General features: G+C 63.7%; 14 protein-coding genes. 5 read left to right on the top strand and 9 right to left on the bottom strand.

Going from position 1 to position 16,522, the window contains the following annotated elements:
- Positions 1 to 6 precede the first annotated feature (6 nt).
- Entirely contained in the window at positions 7 to 414 is a 408-nt protein-coding gene (locus tag LB557_RS02850; protein ID WP_140824550.1) for a hypothetical protein, read from the top strand.
- 100 nt (positions 415 to 514) lie between these two features.
- Here LB557_RS02850 and LB557_RS02855 read toward each other — a convergent pair whose 3' ends face one another.
- The gene (locus LB557_RS02855; protein ID WP_140824549.1) at positions 515 to 2,560 is read right to left on the bottom strand and encodes an FAD-dependent oxidoreductase; all 2,046 of its coding nucleotides are present in this window, start codon (positions 2,558 to 2,560) and stop codon (positions 515 to 517) included.
- Positions 2,561 to 2,617: 57 nt separating this feature from the next.
- On the opposite strand from LB557_RS02855, the gene queF reads away from it, so the two are divergent.
- The gene (gene queF, locus LB557_RS02860; RefSeq protein WP_015318332.1) at positions 2,618 to 3,079 is read left to right on the top strand and encodes a preQ(1) synthase; all 462 of its coding nucleotides are present in this window, start codon (positions 2,618 to 2,620) and stop codon (positions 3,077 to 3,079) included.
- Between the two features lie 8 nt (positions 3,080 to 3,087).
- Here queF and LB557_RS02865 read toward each other — a convergent pair whose 3' ends face one another.
- The 6 genes from LB557_RS02865 to LB557_RS02890 form a co-directional block, all read right to left on the bottom strand.
- On the bottom strand, positions 3,088 to 3,693 hold the full coding sequence (locus LB557_RS02865; protein ID WP_224641505.1) for a YbjP/YqhG family protein: 606 nt from the start codon (positions 3,691 to 3,693) through the stop codon (positions 3,088 to 3,090).
- Between the two features lie 4 nt (positions 3,694 to 3,697).
- Positions 3,698 to 4,174: a DUF3828 domain-containing protein gene (locus LB557_RS02870; protein WP_015318334.1), complete on the bottom strand. Its 477-nt coding sequence runs from the start codon at positions 4,172 to 4,174 to the stop codon at positions 3,698 to 3,700.
- A 127-nt stretch (positions 4,175 to 4,301) separates the two neighbouring features.
- Positions 4,302 to 5,411: a mandelate racemase/muconate lactonizing enzyme family protein gene (locus LB557_RS02875; protein ID WP_224641503.1), complete on the bottom strand. Its 1,110-nt coding sequence runs from the start codon at positions 5,409 to 5,411 to the stop codon at positions 4,302 to 4,304.
- Positions 5,412 to 5,463: 52 nt separating this feature from the next.
- The gene (locus LB557_RS02880) at positions 5,464 to 7,446 is read right to left on the bottom strand and encodes an FAD-dependent oxidoreductase (RefSeq protein WP_224641501.1); all 1,983 of its coding nucleotides are present in this window, start codon (positions 7,444 to 7,446) and stop codon (positions 5,464 to 5,466) included.
- A 73-nt stretch (positions 7,447 to 7,519) separates the two neighbouring features.
- Entirely contained in the window at positions 7,520 to 9,169 is a 1,650-nt protein-coding gene (locus tag LB557_RS02885; protein WP_015318337.1) for an ABC transporter substrate-binding protein, read from the bottom strand.
- A 44-nt stretch (positions 9,170 to 9,213) separates the two neighbouring features.
- The gene (locus LB557_RS02890; protein ID WP_224641499.1) at positions 9,214 to 10,764 is read right to left on the bottom strand and encodes a trimethylamine methyltransferase family protein; all 1,551 of its coding nucleotides are present in this window, start codon (positions 10,762 to 10,764) and stop codon (positions 9,214 to 9,216) included.
- 92 nt (positions 10,765 to 10,856) lie between these two features.
- Here LB557_RS02890 and LB557_RS02895 point away from each other — a divergent pair, with 92 nt between their 5' ends.
- Entirely contained in the window at positions 10,857 to 11,759 is a 903-nt protein-coding gene (locus LB557_RS02895) for a LysR substrate-binding domain-containing protein (protein ID WP_015318339.1), read from the top strand.
- Positions 11,760 to 11,802: 43 nt separating this feature from the next.
- Entirely contained in the window at positions 11,803 to 13,692 is a 1,890-nt protein-coding gene (gene mutL / locus LB557_RS02900) for a DNA mismatch repair endonuclease MutL (RefSeq protein WP_015318340.1), read from the top strand.
- 20 nt (positions 13,693 to 13,712) lie between these two features.
- Here the strand turns inward: mutL and LB557_RS02905 are convergent, their stop codons facing one another.
- Together LB557_RS02905 and LB557_RS02910 are read right to left on the bottom strand one after the other, a co-directional pair.
- Entirely contained in the window at positions 13,713 to 14,474 is a 762-nt protein-coding gene (locus tag LB557_RS02905; RefSeq protein WP_015318341.1) for a hypothetical protein, read from the bottom strand.
- A 133-nt stretch (positions 14,475 to 14,607) separates the two neighbouring features.
- Positions 14,608 to 15,501: a DMT family transporter gene (locus LB557_RS02910; protein ID WP_140661889.1), complete on the bottom strand. Its 894-nt coding sequence runs from the start codon at positions 15,499 to 15,501 to the stop codon at positions 14,608 to 14,610.
- A gap of 90 nt (positions 15,502 to 15,591) precedes the next feature.
- On the opposite strand from LB557_RS02910, the gene LB557_RS02915 reads away from it, so the two are divergent.
- Positions 15,592 to 16,518: a LysR substrate-binding domain-containing protein gene (locus LB557_RS02915; protein WP_140717657.1), complete on the top strand. Its 927-nt coding sequence runs from the start codon at positions 15,592 to 15,594 to the stop codon at positions 16,516 to 16,518.
- The last annotated feature ends 4 nt before the right edge of the window (positions 16,519 to 16,522 follow it).

The raw sequence follows: 16,522 nt of genomic DNA on the forward strand, positions 1-16,522 counted from the left end.
GCGATCATGCAGTATGTTTATATCGCCGTCATCGGCCTGCACGTCATGGCCGGCGTCTTCTGGGCCGGCACAACCATCGCGGTTGGCCGCGATCCGGACATCCGGGCCGAGCGGTTCTTCCGGCCGCAAATGGGCGCGGCCGGTTTGGCTTTCCTGACCGGTTTGCTGCTCTGGTATTTCTTTCATGAGGGTGCTTTTGGCTCGATGGAAAAGGTACTGGCGCTCGGCATTTTGACGGCGCTGATCGCCGCCGGCGTGCAAGGCGCGCTTGTGGGCTCCGCCAGCAGGCAGCTTGCCGGCGCCGATGCCGCGACCCAAACGGTGCTGCGCGCGAAAATGACCAGGGGCGAACGTATCGCCGGCGGGCTGCTGGTCATCACCGTGCTTTGCATGGCGACCGCCAAGATGTTTTAGAATCGCACGGCCGGTGAAAGCCGATCATGCGCGGCGCGCAACGGACCAGAGCGGCAGGTGGCTCTCCTTGCAAAGGCCGTTGCGCGCCACCTGATCGTGATCAAATCCTGATCCCGAACCTGATCCCATCATAGATGGCGGCGTGGATGTTGCGCGAGGCAACCGCGTCGCCGATGCGCAAGAGCACGAAGCCGCCATCCGCGTTGCGCTTGGGAAAAATGTCGCCGCCGTTGACCAGCCGCTCATAGTCGACCGCACCACCGTTCTTCGACAGCGGTTTCAGCGAAAGGTACAGATCGTCGAGCGGCGCCGTGCCGTGCTCGACCACCACCTGGTCGACCCTGCGCTCTCCGCGCCAGCCATCGGCGAAATCCGAAGCGAGTTCCGCGATCAGTTGATTGCCTTCGCGCCGCACCGAGCGCAGGCGGGTATTGATGGTGACGGTGACGCCCTTTTCCTGGAAGGCCCTGACATAGGGTACGTGGTTCATGCCGCCCATTTCGGGGGCGAAGAAGCGTTCCGGCGAAACCAGTTCCAGCTTCGAGCCGCTGTTGGCAATCAGTTCGGCCGCGCCCATGCCCTGATGGCCGCCATTGTCGTCGTAGAGCAGCACATTTTCGGCCGACTTGACGCTGCCGGCCATGATGTCCCAGCTCGAGGTGACGAGATTGTCGCCGGAGGCCAGCGGCGGGTTCTGCGGCAGGCCACCGGTGGCGATCACCACGACGTCGGGCGCCAGCGCCAGGACATCGTCCTGTTCCGCCCAGGTGTCATAGCGGATCTCGACGCCGAGCCGGTCGAGTTCGGCCAGCCGCCAGTCGATGATGCCGATCAATTCCTTGCGGCGCGGATTCTGGGTCGCCAGACGCACCTGGCCGCCAGCTTGTGATGATGCCTCGAGGATCGTGACTTGATGACCGCGCTCGGCTGCGACGCGCGCCGCCTCCAGCCCACCAGCGCCGGCGCCGACGACCACCACTTTCCGCTTGGGCCCTTCCGTCTTGACAATGACGTGCGGGATATCCGCCTCGCGGCCGGTCGCCGCATTGTGAACGCATAGCGCCTCGCCGCCTTCATAGATGCGGTCGAGACAATAGGTAGCGCCGACACAGGGACGTATCTCGTGCTCGCGGCCCTCCATCACCTTCTTGATGATGTGCGGATCCGCGATATGGGCGCGTGTCATGCCGACCATGTCGAGCTTGCCGGTGGCGATCGCATGGCGCGCGGTGGCGACATCGGAAATGCGCGCCGCGTGGAAGGTCGGGAATTTCGTCGCCGCCCTCACCTCGCCGGCAAAATCGAGATGCGGCGAAGACCGCATGCCGGTCACCGGAATGACCTTGGTGAGCGCCGCGTCGGTCTCGATCGAGCCCCGGATGATGTTGAGGAAATCGAGCTTGCCGGAGCCGGCCAGCCGCCTGGCGATCTCGACGCCCTCCTCCTTCGACAGGCCTTTGTCGAAATCCTCGTCGGCGACCATGCGGATGCCGACCACGAATTTCTCGCCGACCGCCGCCCGCACCGCATCGAGCACCATGTTGGTGAAGCGCAGGCGGTTGTCGAGCGAACCGCCATACTCGTCATCGCGATGATTGGTGGCAGGCGACCAGAAGCCGTCCATCAGATGGCCGTAGGATTCGAACTCGATGCCGTCGAGCCCCGCCGCCTGGCAGCGCTGGGCGGCCGACGCATAGTCGGCGACGATGCGCTCGATGTCCCAGTCCTCGATGGTCTTGGGGAAAGCGCGATGCGCCGGCTCGCGCACCGGCGAAGCCGAGAGCACCGGCAGCCAGTCGGCCTTGTTCCAACCCGTGCGGCGGCCAAGATGGGTGATCTGGATCATCACCTTGCAGTCATGCTCATGGCAGGCATCGGTGAGTTCGGCCAACCACGGCACGATGCGGTCGTCATAGACGTGCAGATTGCCGAAGGCAGCCGGGCTGTCGCGCGAAACGATCGCCGAGCCGGCGGTCATGGTCAGCGCCATGCCGCCCTTGGCCTTTTCGGCATGGTAGAGCCGGTAGCGCTCCTTCGGCATGCCGTCCTCCGAGTAAGCCGGCTCGTGGCTGGTCGACATCACCCGGTTCTTCAGCGTCAAATGCTTGAGCTGGTAGGGTTGGAGAAGCGGGTCGTTGCTGGTCATCGTCTTCCTGCCGTTTTAATTTGTGCTAATGAGCGGCAAATCCAAGGGAAACCGCATATGATCGATACCAAAAATCTCACCCAGCTCGGCACGCACGTCGAGACGCCACAGAGCCCCGAAGCCGCGGTCCTGGAAACCGTGCCGTTTTCGCGCGGCGACGGGCCGCCGGCGATCGTGCGCTTTACCTGCCCGGAATTCACCTCGCTCTGCCCAGTGACCGGACAGCCGGATTTCGCCCACATCGTCATCGACTACGCACCCGATGCCGCCCTGGTGGAATCGAAGTCGCTCAAGCTGTTCATGACCTCGTTTCGCAACCATGGCGCCTTCCATGAAGACTGCACGGTGATGATCGGACGCCGCATCGTGGCCGCGACCAAGCCGCTCTGGTTGCGCATAGGCGGCTATTGGTATCCGCGCGGCGGCATTCCGATCGATGTGTTCTGGCAGACCGGCGCTCCGCCCGAAGGCGCCTGGCTGCCGGATACCGGCGTCACCCCCTATCGCGGGCGCGGCTAGTTCGGCCATCATTCGCACTGGTACTGGCTGAGTGCCCATTCGCCGGTCACCGACAAAAGGTCCGCTATCTTCCATTCGCCATCGACCTTCTTGAACTTCCATTCGAGGCGGTGCGGGTTACCGGCGACGACGAAGGCGACGATCACCTTGGCCTGGTCGCCATTGATCGCTTCGAGCGTCTTCAGGCTCTTGTCGATCTCGGCCTTGTCGTAGTCCGCATTGTCGAGCGCCATGTTGGGGTCCAGGCACTCGCCCTGCCCGGATTTGCGCAAGGCATCGCTCTTGTCGAGCACGGCTTTCGCCGGATCGATGAAATGGCCGCGCTGAGCAGGATCGACCTCCAGGCCGACCTGATCGTAGAACGGCCGCACCACCGCGGTCGGCGACCCCGGCTGGATTGGAGCGGCAGGCTCGCTTGGCGGCGATGCGACGGGTGGGGTCGGCGGCTCCGCGGCGCCGCCAGGCGGGGTTGCCGGCGTCACGCTGTCATCGGGCGCGGTCCCGGCCGGAGCTTTTGCCGGCGGCGCGCCCAACAGCCCCTGAGCGGCCGCGCCGTTCAAGTCCGCCGCCAGCAGGCACACGGCCGAGAACAAAAGAAGCGTGCGACCGGCCATCGCATCACTCCGGATCTTGGCCCGCCATGCATTCGAGCTGGCTCAGCGTCCAGTCGCTGGTCTTCGATGCAATGTCCGATATCTTCCACTTGCCGTCGACCTTCTTCAGCGACCAGTGCATTTCGCGCTGCGAATCGTCTCCTTCCGGAAAAAGACTGAAACTCGCCACCACCTGCGCCGTATCGCCCTCCACCGTCTCGGACAGCTTCAGTGTCTTGGAAAGGGCCTTCTGGTCGAAATCCTGCGCGTCGAGGCCGGGGTCGAAGTCGATACAGGCGACCTGGTCCGGATTCTTCTTGGTGGCCTGGTCGTTGAGGTCGAACAGTTTCGTCACCGGCTCGGTGAAGCGATCGCGGTATTGCGCGTCGGCCTCGAACTTGACCTGCGGGACATAGAAGAACTTCACGGCGTCGGACGCCGGGCCGGCCAATGCCGCGGCTGGTGCGGCAATCGACAGGATGGCAGCGAGCAGCAGTTTCATGGATTTCCCCGAATGTTTGACTGCGGAAGGCAATCAATACCACGCATCGTGCATATCGGCTTTTTTGCGGCTCATGAAGCCTCCTCCGGGCGGCGCGTCTGCTTGCATAGATCAAATCCAACGATCCTTAGTTTCCGAAAGTGGCGATCGGCGCGTTGAGTTGGGAGCGCTCAGGCTTGACACCGAGCCCTGGGATCTGCGGGACGCGTATATGCCCGTTCTCGATCACGATCGGGTTTGCGGGATCAGTATGCCCTTCGATGTACTCCTGCGCGATCCAGGCTCCCTCAAAACGTCTCGGCTCGACGGTAGCGGCGAGGTGGACGCATGCCGCGGCGATGACGTCTCCGCCCCAGGCATCGTCGCAGCTGTGCGGAAGAGATCGTATCGCACACAGGTCGCGGACCGTGGCCATCTTGGTCAGACCACCAAGACGGGTGACCTTCAATCCGAATCCGTCGGCGATACCTGACGAAACTGCCCGAAGCACGGCATTCAAATCCTCGGTACTCTCATCGAGATAGATCGGATGCGTAACGCGCCCTTTGAGACCAGCGACTTCCTCCATGGTGTTGCAAGGCTGTTCGAACACGAACGGGATTGCCTGGCAAAGCCGATCGATGTGCAGCGCCGCGGCAGCGGTCAGGCCGCGATTGGCGTCGACGGCTATGCGGGCCCTGAAGCCAACCGCCTCCCATACTTTGTGCACAGTGGCGACGTCTTGTTCGAGATCCCGCCCGCCGATCTTGATCTGAAGCCGTGGATATCCGGCATTGACCTTGTCGGCGGCAATACGCGCGGTCTCGTCCGGAGCACCGACGGTCGTCGAGTAGTATGACGGCACGCGATCGGTGAGCGCACCACCGAGAAGTGTTGAAACAGGGACGCCCAGCCACTGGCCGGCGAGGTCGAGGAGAGCTATGTCCAAGGCCGCCTTGGCATAGTTGTGACCGTTCAGCCGTTCGTCCATTCGTTTGGCGAGGCGGCGCATGGACGCTGTGTTCTCGCCGATAAGTCCCGGCGCTATTTCAGCAATTGCCGCTCTCGCGCCCAGAGCATGCTGGGGTTGATAAACAGGGCCGATCGGGCAAGTCTCACCCCAGCCTGACAGTCCATCCTCGGTGGTGACTTCAACCAGCGTGCTGTCCAAATTCTGCACGGTGTCGCTGGCCATCCGGTAGGCACCGCCTTTAACAGGCAGAAGCACCTGATAGACTTTGATTGACCTGATACGCATTCAGACATTAGCCCCGTTCATGCCTTGCCTGGTCTGGCGCCTTTCGCGATGGTCAAAGACCAAGCGCCACCTTGCGCCCGTCATGAATGGCAAATGCCGCCTGTCTGGAGGCGGTACAATCGCCGATGGAGGTATGCGCAATTCCGCGCCTTTCGAGCTCGATGGACAGGCTGTCCTGCGCCATGCTGGTGGTGGCGAAGACCAAAGCGTCGGCCTCGACCTGCTGCTCGGTCCCGTCGAGCAGCGAAGCGATCCTGGCCACCCTGCCGTCCCAATGAACGACGGCGCTCTCGGTCACAAACCGCACCTTCAGCTCGGCGAGTACCCGTCGCAGCGGCGCATCGACGGCCATTCGCTGAAGCTCTTTGCCGACCAGGGCGTCCGGTGTCACAAGCGTTACATTGTGACCATCCTCGGCGAGTTTCCAGGCGGTGCCGCAGCCCTTCCAATTGCCGCCATCGTCCAGCAAGAGAACATTTTTTCCCGGCCTCGCCTCGCGCGCCATCACCGCTTCGGCCGAGAGCACCGGACCGCCGCCCGGAACGCTCTCCCAATGCGGCAAGGCCCGCTGGAAAGCGCCGTCCGGCGGCATCGAGCCGGTCGCCACGATGACGTGATCGGCGCCTTCGCGCTCGACATCGTCGGCTTCGACATACTGCCCGTAGCGGATGTCGACCTGGAGCTGGCCGAGCTGGCGCTCATACCAGTCGATCAGGTCCAGAATCTGGGCACGGCGCGGCTGCAGCCCGGCAAGACGGAACTGCCCCCCAAGGCGATCGGATGCCTCGGCCAGCGTGACGCGATGGCCGCGCTCGGCCGCGGCGCGCGCCGCTTCGAGACCGGCCGGGCCGCCACCGACGACCAGTACGCGCTTCGGCTGGCCGGCCGGAGCAAAGCGGTCGCCGCCCCACTCCCATTCCCGCCCCGCGGAAGGATTGATGACGCAGCTGATCCAGTAGTCACGGCTGCGCCGGCCCCAGCACATCTGGTTGCAGGACAGGCAGCCGCGAATGTCCTGCGGCCGGCCGGCGGCAGCCTTTGCAGCCAGATGCGGATCGGCGATCTGCCCACGCACGATGGAAACGAGATCGGCACGGCCTTCGCTCAGCACGCTCTCGGCGTTCTCGGGCGTGCGGATATGGCTCTCGGCGGTGATCAACGCGTGACGCACGGTGGATTTGAGCACGGACGCCAGGTCGGCACCGAGCTTCTCCGGGTAAACAAAGGTCGGCATGATCTTGTAGAAATCGAAGTAGGAACCCGTTCCGCAAGTGACATAGTCCATCAAGGCATCGCGGTCGTGGAGGTCGATGATCTCGGCCAGCGCTTCGCGCTTCAGCGCCACTTCGACTTCGGGCTCATCATTGATCGCGAGACCGATGATAAAATCATCGCCGCATTCCCGGCGAATCCTGGTCATCACCTCACGGCTCATGCGGGTGCGGTTTTCGAGGCTGCCGCCCCATCGGTCGTCCCGGCGGTTCGACCAGGGTGTCCAGAACTGGTCCAGCATCGAATGGTACGCCGCCCAGACCTCGACGCCGTCGAAGCCGGCCTGGTGGCAACGGCGCGCGGCCTGGACGAAGCCGTCGATCATTTCTTCGATCTCGGCTTCGGACATCCGATGCGAGCCGTCGGAATCGTGGTAGCTCGGCAGGCCGGAAGGCGACCAACCGGGGTGAAACGAGTTGTCCGCGTCCGCGTGCTGACCGACATGGTAGAGCTGCTGGATGGCGACGGCGCCGTTGCCGCGGATCGCCTCCGTCACCTTGCGGAAATGCGGGATGACGCGGTCATCGGACGGGCTGAAATTGCCACGGGTAAGCACGGCGGCCTGATGCACGGGCATCGGCTCGACCACGATCATGCCGGCCCCGCCGATGGCGCGTTCGGCGTAGTAGCCGACATGGCGTTCGGTCGGCAGCCCGTTCTCGGCCATGTTCGCCGTATGGGCTCCAAACACGATCCTGTTGCGCAATGTTTTGCCACGCAAGGTGGCCGGCTCGAACAAACGTTTGAAGACCCGGCCGGACATGCAAATTCTTCCCCATCGGCGGCATTGCGCCGGCGCAAGGGAGCGCCGGCGCTGTGTGGCAGAACTTCTGGCGTCAGGCGTCCAGCCAGACGTTCTGGAGGTCCATCTCGAAGGTCTGGTGGACGCCGTAGTTCTTCACCTTCTTGTTCGTGTGGCTGTAGAGCTTCTGCCAGAACGGCTGGATGATGACGCCGGAGTCCTGCAGGATCTGCTCGACATCCTTCATCACCTCCTTGCGCTTGGCGACATCGATCAGCGAGAGCGCCTGCTTGAGCTTGGCGTCGAAGTCGGGGTTGGAATAGGCCGATTCATTCCAGGCCTCGCCAGTGCGATAACCCAGCGCCAGCACCTGGACACCGAGCGGGCGCATGTACCAGATGGTCATCGAATAGGGATATTTCGTCCAGTCGTTCCAGAAGGTCGAGCCCGGCAGCACCGTGCGCTTGACCTTGATGCCGGCGTCACGCAGCTGGCCGGCGATCGCGTCGCCGGTGTTCTTCTGCCAGTCGTCCTCGATGGTGATCAGCTCGTGCTCGAAGTCGGCCTGACCGGCGTCCGCCATCAGCTTCTTGGCGCCGGCGGCGTCGCGCTCCTTCTTGGGCAGGGCATAGTATTCCGGATGGATCGGGCTGACATGGTGGTTCTCGCCGACCGTGCCGCGGCCGTTGTAGCCGAGCTGCAGCACCGCGTTGTTGTCGACCGCCATCTGCAGCGCATTGCGAACGCGCTGATCGTCGTAGGGCTTGTGCGTGATGTTGGTGCGGGCAACCAGCGTGGTGGCGGTCGCGACCTCAGACTTCTGCAGCCCCATCTTGTCGAGAATGTCGATGAAGTCGGCGGGCGACTCGAAATTGAGGTCGATTTCACCGGAATCGAACGCGTTCACCGTGGCGTTGAAATCGGTGCCGTAGTCGATGAATTCGATACCGTCGAGTGGCGCCTCGCCGCCCCACCATTTGCCGTTCTCGCGGCGCTTGACCACCGCCTTCTGGCCGACGTCGTAAGAGACCAACTCAAACGCTCCCGTGCCGATCGGCTTCTTGATCGGGTCGGCGCCATCGGCGTCGAAATTGCGGTGCACGATGAGCGCCGGATAATCGGTGAAATTGGGAATGAGCGAAATATCGGGCTCGCTGAGCTTCAGCTTGACCGTGTTGTCGTCGACCTTGGTGATGGCGCCGTCCCTGGCCTTGCCGGTCTTGGCATCGATCAGCGCACCGACGCGGGCCGCCATCGAGTTGCCGGCGACGCCCTTCTCGCACCAGCGCGTCACATTGTGCACCACGTCATCGGCGCTAAAGGCATCGCCATTGTTCCAGGCGACGCCCTTGCGCACATGCAGCGTGTATTCGGTGGCGTCGTCGTTGATGTCCCAGCTTTCGAGCAGCACCGGCTCGAAGGTGAATTGCCTGGTGTAGCGCACCAGCGGCTCCAGCCAGCAACGCGAGATATTGGCCAGTTCCACCCAATCGTAAGTGCGCGGATCCTTCTGCGCTTTCACCGCCATCGAGACGTGCAGCGTCCCGCCCTTCTTCGGTTCCTCGGCCACAGCTTGCGTCGGCGCGGCGAGGCCGATCATGCCATAGGCAAATGCCGTCGACGCACCAAGCGCGCTAGCCAGCGCCAGGAACTCGCGCCGGTCCATGCGACCCGCCTTCGCTTCCGCCGCCATCGCTTCGATAGCGGGCGGCACACGATCGCCGTTGCTTCTGAAAATCGTCATGTCATTCTCCCCTTGTTGTTCCCGTGAGGTCTTTGCCTGCTTTTTCAACTAACGCTGTCAGGCAGTTTTTCCTCGCGCCGCGCGATCAAATCCTTGAGACCGTCGGCAATGCCCTCGTCGAGTTTCGGCTCCTCATAGTCGGCAAGCATGTTGCGCGCCTTCTCGCGGCCGCGCGTGTCGTGGTCCTTCGCCCCTTCCGCCTTCCATTGTTCGTAGGAGTTGAAGTCCATGATGCTCGGCATGAAGAAAGCCTTCTCGAAATGCTCGAGCGTGTGCTGGGTGCCGAGGAAATGGCCCTGCGGCCCGACTTCGCGGATCGCTGCCATCGCTTCCTTGAAATCGTCGAAAGGCAGGCCGCCGGCATATTTGTACCAGCCGACAAGCTGTTCGCAGTCGGTGGCGAATTTCGAGTAACCGCAGGTGAGCCCCGCTTCCAGCCATCCGGCCGAATGCCAGATGTAGTTGGCGCCGGCGAGGATGGCTGCATGCATCAGCATGTTGGATTCGTAGCCGGCCTGGGCATCGTTGAGCTTGGAGCCGACATGAAAGCCCGACGTGCGCCAAGGCAGTTGGTATTTCCGCGCCAGCGCGCCCATCAGATACATCATCTGGGCGGCCTCCGGCGTCCCGCCCATCGGCGCGCCGGTCTTCATGTCGACCGTGACCATGAACTGGCCGTAGATCTGGGGCGAACCGGGACGGATGAGCTGGGTCAGGGCCACGCCGGCGAGCGCCTCGGCATTGACCTGCGCCACCGCGCCGACGGCCGACGCCGCGGTCGAGGCGCCGCAGAGCGCGAACGGCGCCAGGATCAGCGGCTGATTGTGGCTTGCATAGACCCGCATCGCATCGATCATGGTGGCGTCCCAGACCAGCGGCGAATTGCAGTTGGTGATCGCCACCAGCACCGGGTTTTCGCGGACGAACTCCTCGCCGAAGACGATTGCAGCCATCGCCATCGTGTCCTCGGCGCGCTCCTTGGACGTCACGATGCCCATGAACGGCTTGTCGGAATGTTTCAGCGCCGAATGGATGATGTGCAGATGCCGCTTCGGCACGGCGATTTCCATCGGCTCGCAGATGACCGAACTCGAGGAATGCAGCGCCGGCGCCATGTAGGCGAGCTTGTGGAAATTGTTGAGGTCGGCAAGCGTGCCGTAGCGCCTGTTGTTGTCGAGGTCGCGTATGTAGGGCGCGCCATACATCGGCACGAAGATCGAGTTCTTGCCGCCAACGCGGACCGTGCGCTCGGGATTGCGCGCATGGAGCGTGAATTCGGATGGGACTTTCGAGACGAGCTCCATCAGCAGCGCGCGGTCGATACGCACGCGCGTTTCCCTGACATCGGCCCCAGCCGCCTTCCAGAGCTCGATGGCTCCGTCGTCGCGGAATTCGCAGCCCACTTCTTCGAGTATCTTGAGCGACTCCTCGTGGATCAGTTCCACCGCCTCATCGGGAACGATCTCATAGACCGGAATCTGGCGCACCAGGGTCGGGAACGAGGCAATCGGCGCGCTCCTCATCGCCTTGCGCCCGAGACGGCCACCACCACGGCGATGGGTTTGCTCGGTCAATTCAGCGGCCGGTGCGTTCATGGAGCCTCCATCCCTTCGATCCCGGTCAACTTAGCGAGGTGAAATTCGACTGTGACGCTGGAAAATCCTGATCTCTTGTATAAGCTGAGCTTATGCGAAGCCTTCGCCACCTCCTGCCCTCCGCCGGCAGCCTGATCGTCTTCGAGGCGGCCGGCCGGTTGTCGAGTTTCACCGCCGCCGGGCGCGAGCTCGGCATGACTCAGGCCGCCGTCTCCTATGCCGTGCGCGGGTTGGAAGAACAGCTTGGCGCCACGCTGTTCCAGCGCCGCCATCGCCAGGTCAGCCTGACGGAGGCCGGCGAGCGTTTCCATGCCGACGTCTCGCTCGGCCTTTCCCACATCCGCAAGTCGGCGGAGGACCTGCGCCTGCAGGCGACTGGCGGCCATGTGACGCTCGCCGCCTCGACGGCCTTCGGCTCGTTCTGGATGATGCCGCGCCTGCAGCGGTTCCGCGACGAACTGCCGGGCATCGATCTGCGCATCCAGACCGGCGACCGAGATCTCGACATCATCGCCGAAGGCATTCCGCTTGCCGTGCGCGGAGGCGTGCCACGTGACTGGCCGGACTACCACTCGCTAGCGCTCTCCGACGAAGAGATCTTTCCGGTCGCGGGTCCCAGTTATCTGACGAAATTCGGCCGGCCCGAGACCGTCGAGCAACTGGCGACACACCGCCTCATTCATCTGGAAGAGCCCTATCGCGAGGCCCCGAACTGGGACGAATGGTTCCAATCGGCCGGAGCCAGTCTCCGCAATGCGGAGCGTGGCTTGCGCATCAATGACTATGCGATTGTGATCCAGGCGGTCATGGAAGGGCAAGGCATCGCGCTCGGCTGGCGCCACCTTGTCGAGCGGCTGCTGTCGACCGGACTGCTGGTGCCGGTGACGGACCACATCATGAAGACGGGCACCGCGTTCTACGTCATCTGGCCGAAGAATCGCGAGCTCAGCGACAATGCGCGCAAGGTCAGGGATTGGCTGCTGGCGCAGGCGTAAAGTGGCCTCGCGCGCGCCCACCGAATCCGTGTAAGATCAGAGCATGCCCATCCGCCAGCTTTCCGAAACGATGATCAACCAGATCGCCGCTGGCGAAGTCATCGAGCGTCCGGCGAGCGTGGTCAAGGAACTGGTCGAGAATGCGCTCGATGCTGGGGCCAGCAAGGTAGAAGTCGTCACATCGGGCGGCGGGCTGAACCTGATCCGCGTCACCGATGACGGCTTCGGCATTCCTGAACGGGAACTGGCGCTGGCCATTGCACGCCACTGCACCTCCAAGCTCACCGAGGATATCAACGACATTCGTTCGCTCGGCTTTCGCGGCGAAGCGCTGCCATCGATCGGCTCGGTGTCGCGGCTGTCGATCCGCTCGCGCACGGCCTCTAGCGACAGCGCCGCAGAGATCGGCATCGAGGGCGGCCGCGTCCTGCCAATCAAGCCGGCGGCGGCCAATCGCGGCACCACGGTCGAGGTGCGCGACCTGTTCTTCGCCACGCCGGCACGGCTGAAATTCATGAAGGGCGAACGCGCCGAAAGCTCGGCCATCAGCGACATCGTCAAGCGCATCGCCATCGCCTTTCCCACGGTGCGTTTCACGCTGGCCGGTTCCGACCGCACGACGCTGGAACTGCCGGCGACCGACGATAGCGCGGACGGCAGCTTGCGCCGGGTCGCGCAGGTGATGGGCGCCGACTTTCCCGACAATTCCATTGCCATCGACGCGATGCGCGAAGGCGTGCACCTGACCGGCCATGTGTCGATCCCCTCCTTCACCCGCGCCAACGCATTGCAGCAATATGCCTATGTCAACGGCCGCCCGGTGCGCGACAAGCTGATCGCCGGAGCGATCCGCGGCGCCTTCGCCGACGTCCTGCCGCGCGACCGCCATGCGGTGACGGTACTGTTTCTTTCGCTCGATCCGGCCATCGTCGACGTCAACGTCCACCCGGCCAAAGCCGATGTCCGCTTCCGCGATCCGGGCCTCGTGCGCGGGTTGATTGTCGGCGCGATCCGGCAGGCGTTGGCCGATGCCGGCATCCGCTCGGCCACCACCGGCGCCGCCGGCATGATGGCAGCGTTCCGGCCGGGCAGCCCGTCCTATGCACATCCCGGCCCGGCCAATGGCCATCGCAGCTACGACGCGGCCTATCGCGCTTCAGGCGCCGCCGGCTTCGATCCCGCGCGCTCGCCGCAGCGGCCGCTCGACATGCAATTCGACAGCCCGGGCTTTGAACACACCGGCGCAAGACAGGGCGGATTTGGCGAAAATGAGCAAGCCGCGTTCGATGCCGGCCCGCTTGCCAGCGCCGATGCGCGCGCCGGGCAAAGCGAGGCGGCGGAGACGCTGCTCGGCGCGGTGCTGGGGGCCGCGCGCGCGCAGGTGCATGAGAACTATATCGTCGCCCAGACCAGGGATTCGCTCATCATCGTGGACCAGCACGCGGCCCATGAGCGGCTGGTTTACGAGGCGCTGAAGAACGCGCTGCACGCGCGGCCGGTGCCGTCACAGATGCTGCTTCTGCCCGAGATTATCGACCTGCCGGAGGAGGACGCCGAGCGGCTGGCCGTGCATTCCGAAACGCTCGCCCGCTTCGGCCTCGGTATCGAGCGTTTCGGACCGGGTGCGGTCGCCGTGCGCGAGACGCCGTCGATGCTCGGCGAGACCAACGTCCAGCAATTGGTCCGCGACCTCGCCGACGAGATTGCCGACAACGACACGGTCGAGACGCTCAAGGAACGGCTGGACAAGATCGCCGCCACCATGGCCTGCCATGGCTCGGTGCGCTCCGGGCGGCTGCTCAAGGCCGAGGAGATGAACGCCCTGCTGCGCCAGATGGAAGCGACGCCGGGCTCCGGCACCTGCAACCATGGCCGCCCGACCTATATCGAGCTCAAGCTGGCCGACATCGAGCGGCTGTTCGGGCGGCGGTGAACCGGCTGCGCGGCCAGCCCTCATTTCCTCCGCTGATATTTCCTTGTCCGTGAATTGAAGACGTAATCGACCGCGGTTCCGGCGCCACCGCCTCGAAAATTCACGGAAATGACGTCCTTGCCTCGCTCCACCCATTTCTCGACGTTCATATAGATGGTCGTCATCAGCATGCCGGCACTGCACACGTCATCATCGGCGAAGGTAATTTCCTGGACAACCTTGCGGCTGCTCTTTTTGATGACACGCATTTTTTCCATGCAGAGGCCGGCGCTGGTATTCGTGTAAATTCCCGAAAACCTGTCGGTGGCTGTCTGCGCCCAGAAGGAAATCTCGACGGTGCCGTCGATCTTCGCCTCGCCGGTGTCATCCAGGCTCGCTATTTTCTTGAGGGTGACGGGATATCTATCCGTGCCCTTGCTCCAGCTTCCGGTCACAGCGTTTCCATTGAGGTCGAGGGAGAATGGGCAGCTTGTGGTATCCACAGCGGGTCTCGGCCCCTGCACAATTATCCGATAGAATTCCTTGTCGTCTGAAATCTCGCAAAGCACGAACTTGGTGCCGGTGACCGTGCCATACAGCGCAATCGGGCTCTGCTTCGCGTCGTAGAAGTAGCTTCCATCGACCTTTGGCGCGCTGCCTAAGCTATCATATGTCTGTATGGAGAAATGGATGGGAGACGGCCCGAGGAAACCCTCGTAGTTTTCCACGTGGTACCAACCCGCGACGGCTTTCGCGTTAAGCAGCAACAAGCAAACGACCGTTGAGATAAAACGTCTTCCCATCCCGACCTCGCAGCGCCCGCGACGACCATCCGCCAAGACCGAGTGACAGTTGCCTTGCCTTGCGGCAGCCGTCAACTGGCGATGAAATCGGTGGTTCCCGACACGAGTCAGGGAAAGATCGCAAGCTTTTGAATTAGCGTTTCAAATTCACCACGATGACACCGCCGAGCGCCAGCGCGCCGCCGAGGATGCCGAGCAGCGTCGGCACCTCGCCCAGCCAGAAGAAGCCGATCAGGGCCGACATCGGCGAGACCAGATAGAGGAAGTTCGAGGCACGCGCCGCCGGCAGGCGCGACAGCGCGGTTGCCCACGCCGCATAGGCAACCAGGCTCGGCACGATGCCGAGATAGATGACGGCGCCGACGCCGGCAGTGTTGGCGACAGCGGCCTGCTGCAGAGCGGTGGGCAGGAAGGGCGCCAGGCAGAGCGCGCCGAGCACCATGTTGGACGCCGCGATCGTTAGCGGATGATGACGGGCAAACAGCGGCTTCTGGACGATGGTGTTGACGGCCGAGCAGAGGGCCGAGCCAAGTACCAGCAGCGCGCCGGCATTGAAATGAAGGCCATGCCCGTCGGCGACGGCGATGATGCCGATGCCGGCGAAGGAGATGACCGTGCCGATCCAGGCCAGGCCGGAGAAGCGCTCGCCGAGCAGCGCCATTGCCATGATGGCGGTAAAGATGGGACTGACATTGATGATGAAGCCCGCCGCTCCGGCCGAGACCGTCAGTTCGCCAAAATTGAGCATCGCCGTGTAGAGCGCGACGAAAATGGCGCCGCCAAAGGCGAAGCGCCAGAGATCGCCAATCCTGGGCAGAGCCGGACGCTTGACGGCAAGGAAGATCGCCGCCGGCACGGCGGCGATGGCAAAGCGCAGGGCGCCAAGCTCCAGCGGCTGAAAGGCGGCGAGCCCGGCCCGGATCGCCGGGAAGGCGGAGGCCCAGCCGATCACCGTCAGCGCCACGGCAATGGCGGCCGTGGTGTCCATCCGCTGTGTCGAATTCAACGTGCCTGTCGTCATGCTCATCCCAGTACCTCGGATTCTTCAGGTCTCGGGAGCAGGAAACGCCTTTCCAGGTCAATTGACAAACGACCAAATCAAGGGTCACCTGTGAGCATGGATCACAGCTCGAACAGTATGCTGCCCTTGGAGACGTTGCGCGCTTTCGACGCGGCGGCGCGCACGGGGAGCTTCTCGGCCGCCGCCGAAAAACTCAACCTCACACATGGCGCGGTCAGCCGGCAGGTCGCCAAACTCGAGGACTGGCTTGGCCTGAAGGTTTTCGAGCGCGGCGCGCGCGGCGTGACGCTGACCAACGAAGGCAATCGACTGCATCTCAGGACCACCGAAGCCTTCGCGCTGATCTCGGTCAATTCCGACCGGTGGGTGGAGCCGCGCGGCACCGCGGTGGTGCGCCTGGCCTCCATTCCTTCGGTGAGCGGCCTGTGGCTGATGCCGCGCATGGCGGCGCTGGAGAACGATCCCACCCGCCTGCGCATCGTGCTCGATGTCGACAACCGCCAGGCCGATCTCGCCGACGAAGGCATCGATCTGTCGGTGCGCTGCGGTCGCGGCCGCATCCCGGGCCGTGTCTCGGTGCAACTGTTCGAAGAATATCTCTTCCCGATCGCCTCGCCGGGCCTCGCACGGGAGATCGGCAGCGGCGATCCAGCCCGGCTGCTCAAATTCCCGCTGATCAACGATTCCGACGCTTCGGGCTGGCGCGCCTGGTTGGCCGCGCAGGACATGGACTACCGGCCGCGCCCGCAAGACCGTCGTTTCGAGGATTACAATCTGGTGCTCGATGCAGCGGCTCATGGCCTCGGCATCGCGCTGGCGCGGCCGCCGCTCACCGAGCACCAGATACAGTCCGGCCGCCTCGTCGCCGTTGACGATCGCACCGTGCTCAATCCCGTTTCCTACTGGCTGGATCGTCCGGTGGGCCGGCCGCGCGCGGCCGCCGCGGATCTCGCCAGGCGCATTGCCGAACAGGCCGGGCTTGCTTCGGCAAGGCTGGAAGCTTTCCTGCAGGATGACGATTAGGCTC

It is taken from the genome of Mesorhizobium sp. BR115XR7A (assembly GCF_020165315.1).
In the GTDB taxonomy this organism is placed as follows: domain Bacteria; phylum Pseudomonadota; class Alphaproteobacteria; order Rhizobiales; family Rhizobiaceae; genus Mesorhizobium; species Mesorhizobium australicum.

What these genes read in the sequence shown, in the direction of transcription:
- LB557_RS02850 (WP_140824550.1), top strand. Translation starts at nt 7, where the DNA reads ATGCAGTATGTTTATATCGCCGTCATCGGCCTGCACGTCATGGCCGGC.
- LB557_RS02855 (WP_140824549.1), bottom strand. Translation starts at nt 2,560, where the DNA reads ATGACCAGCAACGACCCGCTTCTCCAACCCTACCAGCTCAAGCATTTG.
- queF (WP_015318332.1), top strand. Translation starts at nt 2,618, where the DNA reads ATGATCGATACCAAAAATCTCACCCAGCTCGGCACGCACGTCGAGACG.
- LB557_RS02865 (WP_224641505.1), bottom strand. Translation starts at nt 3,693, where the DNA reads ATGGCCGGTCGCACGCTTCTTTTGTTCTCGGCCGTGTGCCTGCTGGCG.
- LB557_RS02870 (WP_015318334.1), bottom strand. Translation starts at nt 4,174, where the DNA reads ATGAAACTGCTGCTCGCTGCCATCCTGTCGATTGCCGCACCAGCCGCG.
- LB557_RS02875 (WP_224641503.1), bottom strand. Translation starts at nt 5,411, where the DNA reads ATGCGTATCAGGTCAATCAAAGTCTATCAGGTGCTTCTGCCTGTTAAA.
- LB557_RS02880 (WP_224641501.1), bottom strand. Translation starts at nt 7,446, where the DNA reads ATGTCCGGCCGGGTCTTCAAACGTTTGTTCGAGCCGGCCACCTTGCGT.
- LB557_RS02885 (WP_015318337.1), bottom strand. Translation starts at nt 9,169, where the DNA reads ATGACGATTTTCAGAAGCAACGGCGATCGTGTGCCGCCCGCTATCGAA.
- LB557_RS02890 (WP_224641499.1), bottom strand. Translation starts at nt 10,764, where the DNA reads ATGAACGCACCGGCCGCTGAATTGACCGAGCAAACCCATCGCCGTGGT.
- LB557_RS02895 (WP_015318339.1), top strand. Translation starts at nt 10,857, where the DNA reads ATGCGAAGCCTTCGCCACCTCCTGCCCTCCGCCGGCAGCCTGATCGTC.
- mutL (WP_015318340.1), top strand. Translation starts at nt 11,803, where the DNA reads ATGCCCATCCGCCAGCTTTCCGAAACGATGATCAACCAGATCGCCGCT.
- LB557_RS02905 (WP_015318341.1), bottom strand. Translation starts at nt 14,474, where the DNA reads ATGGGAAGACGTTTTATCTCAACGGTCGTTTGCTTGTTGCTGCTTAAC.
- LB557_RS02910 (WP_140661889.1), bottom strand. Translation starts at nt 15,501, where the DNA reads ATGAGCATGACGACAGGCACGTTGAATTCGACACAGCGGATGGACACC.
- LB557_RS02915 (WP_140717657.1), top strand. Translation starts at nt 15,592, where the DNA reads ATGGATCACAGCTCGAACAGTATGCTGCCCTTGGAGACGTTGCGCGCT.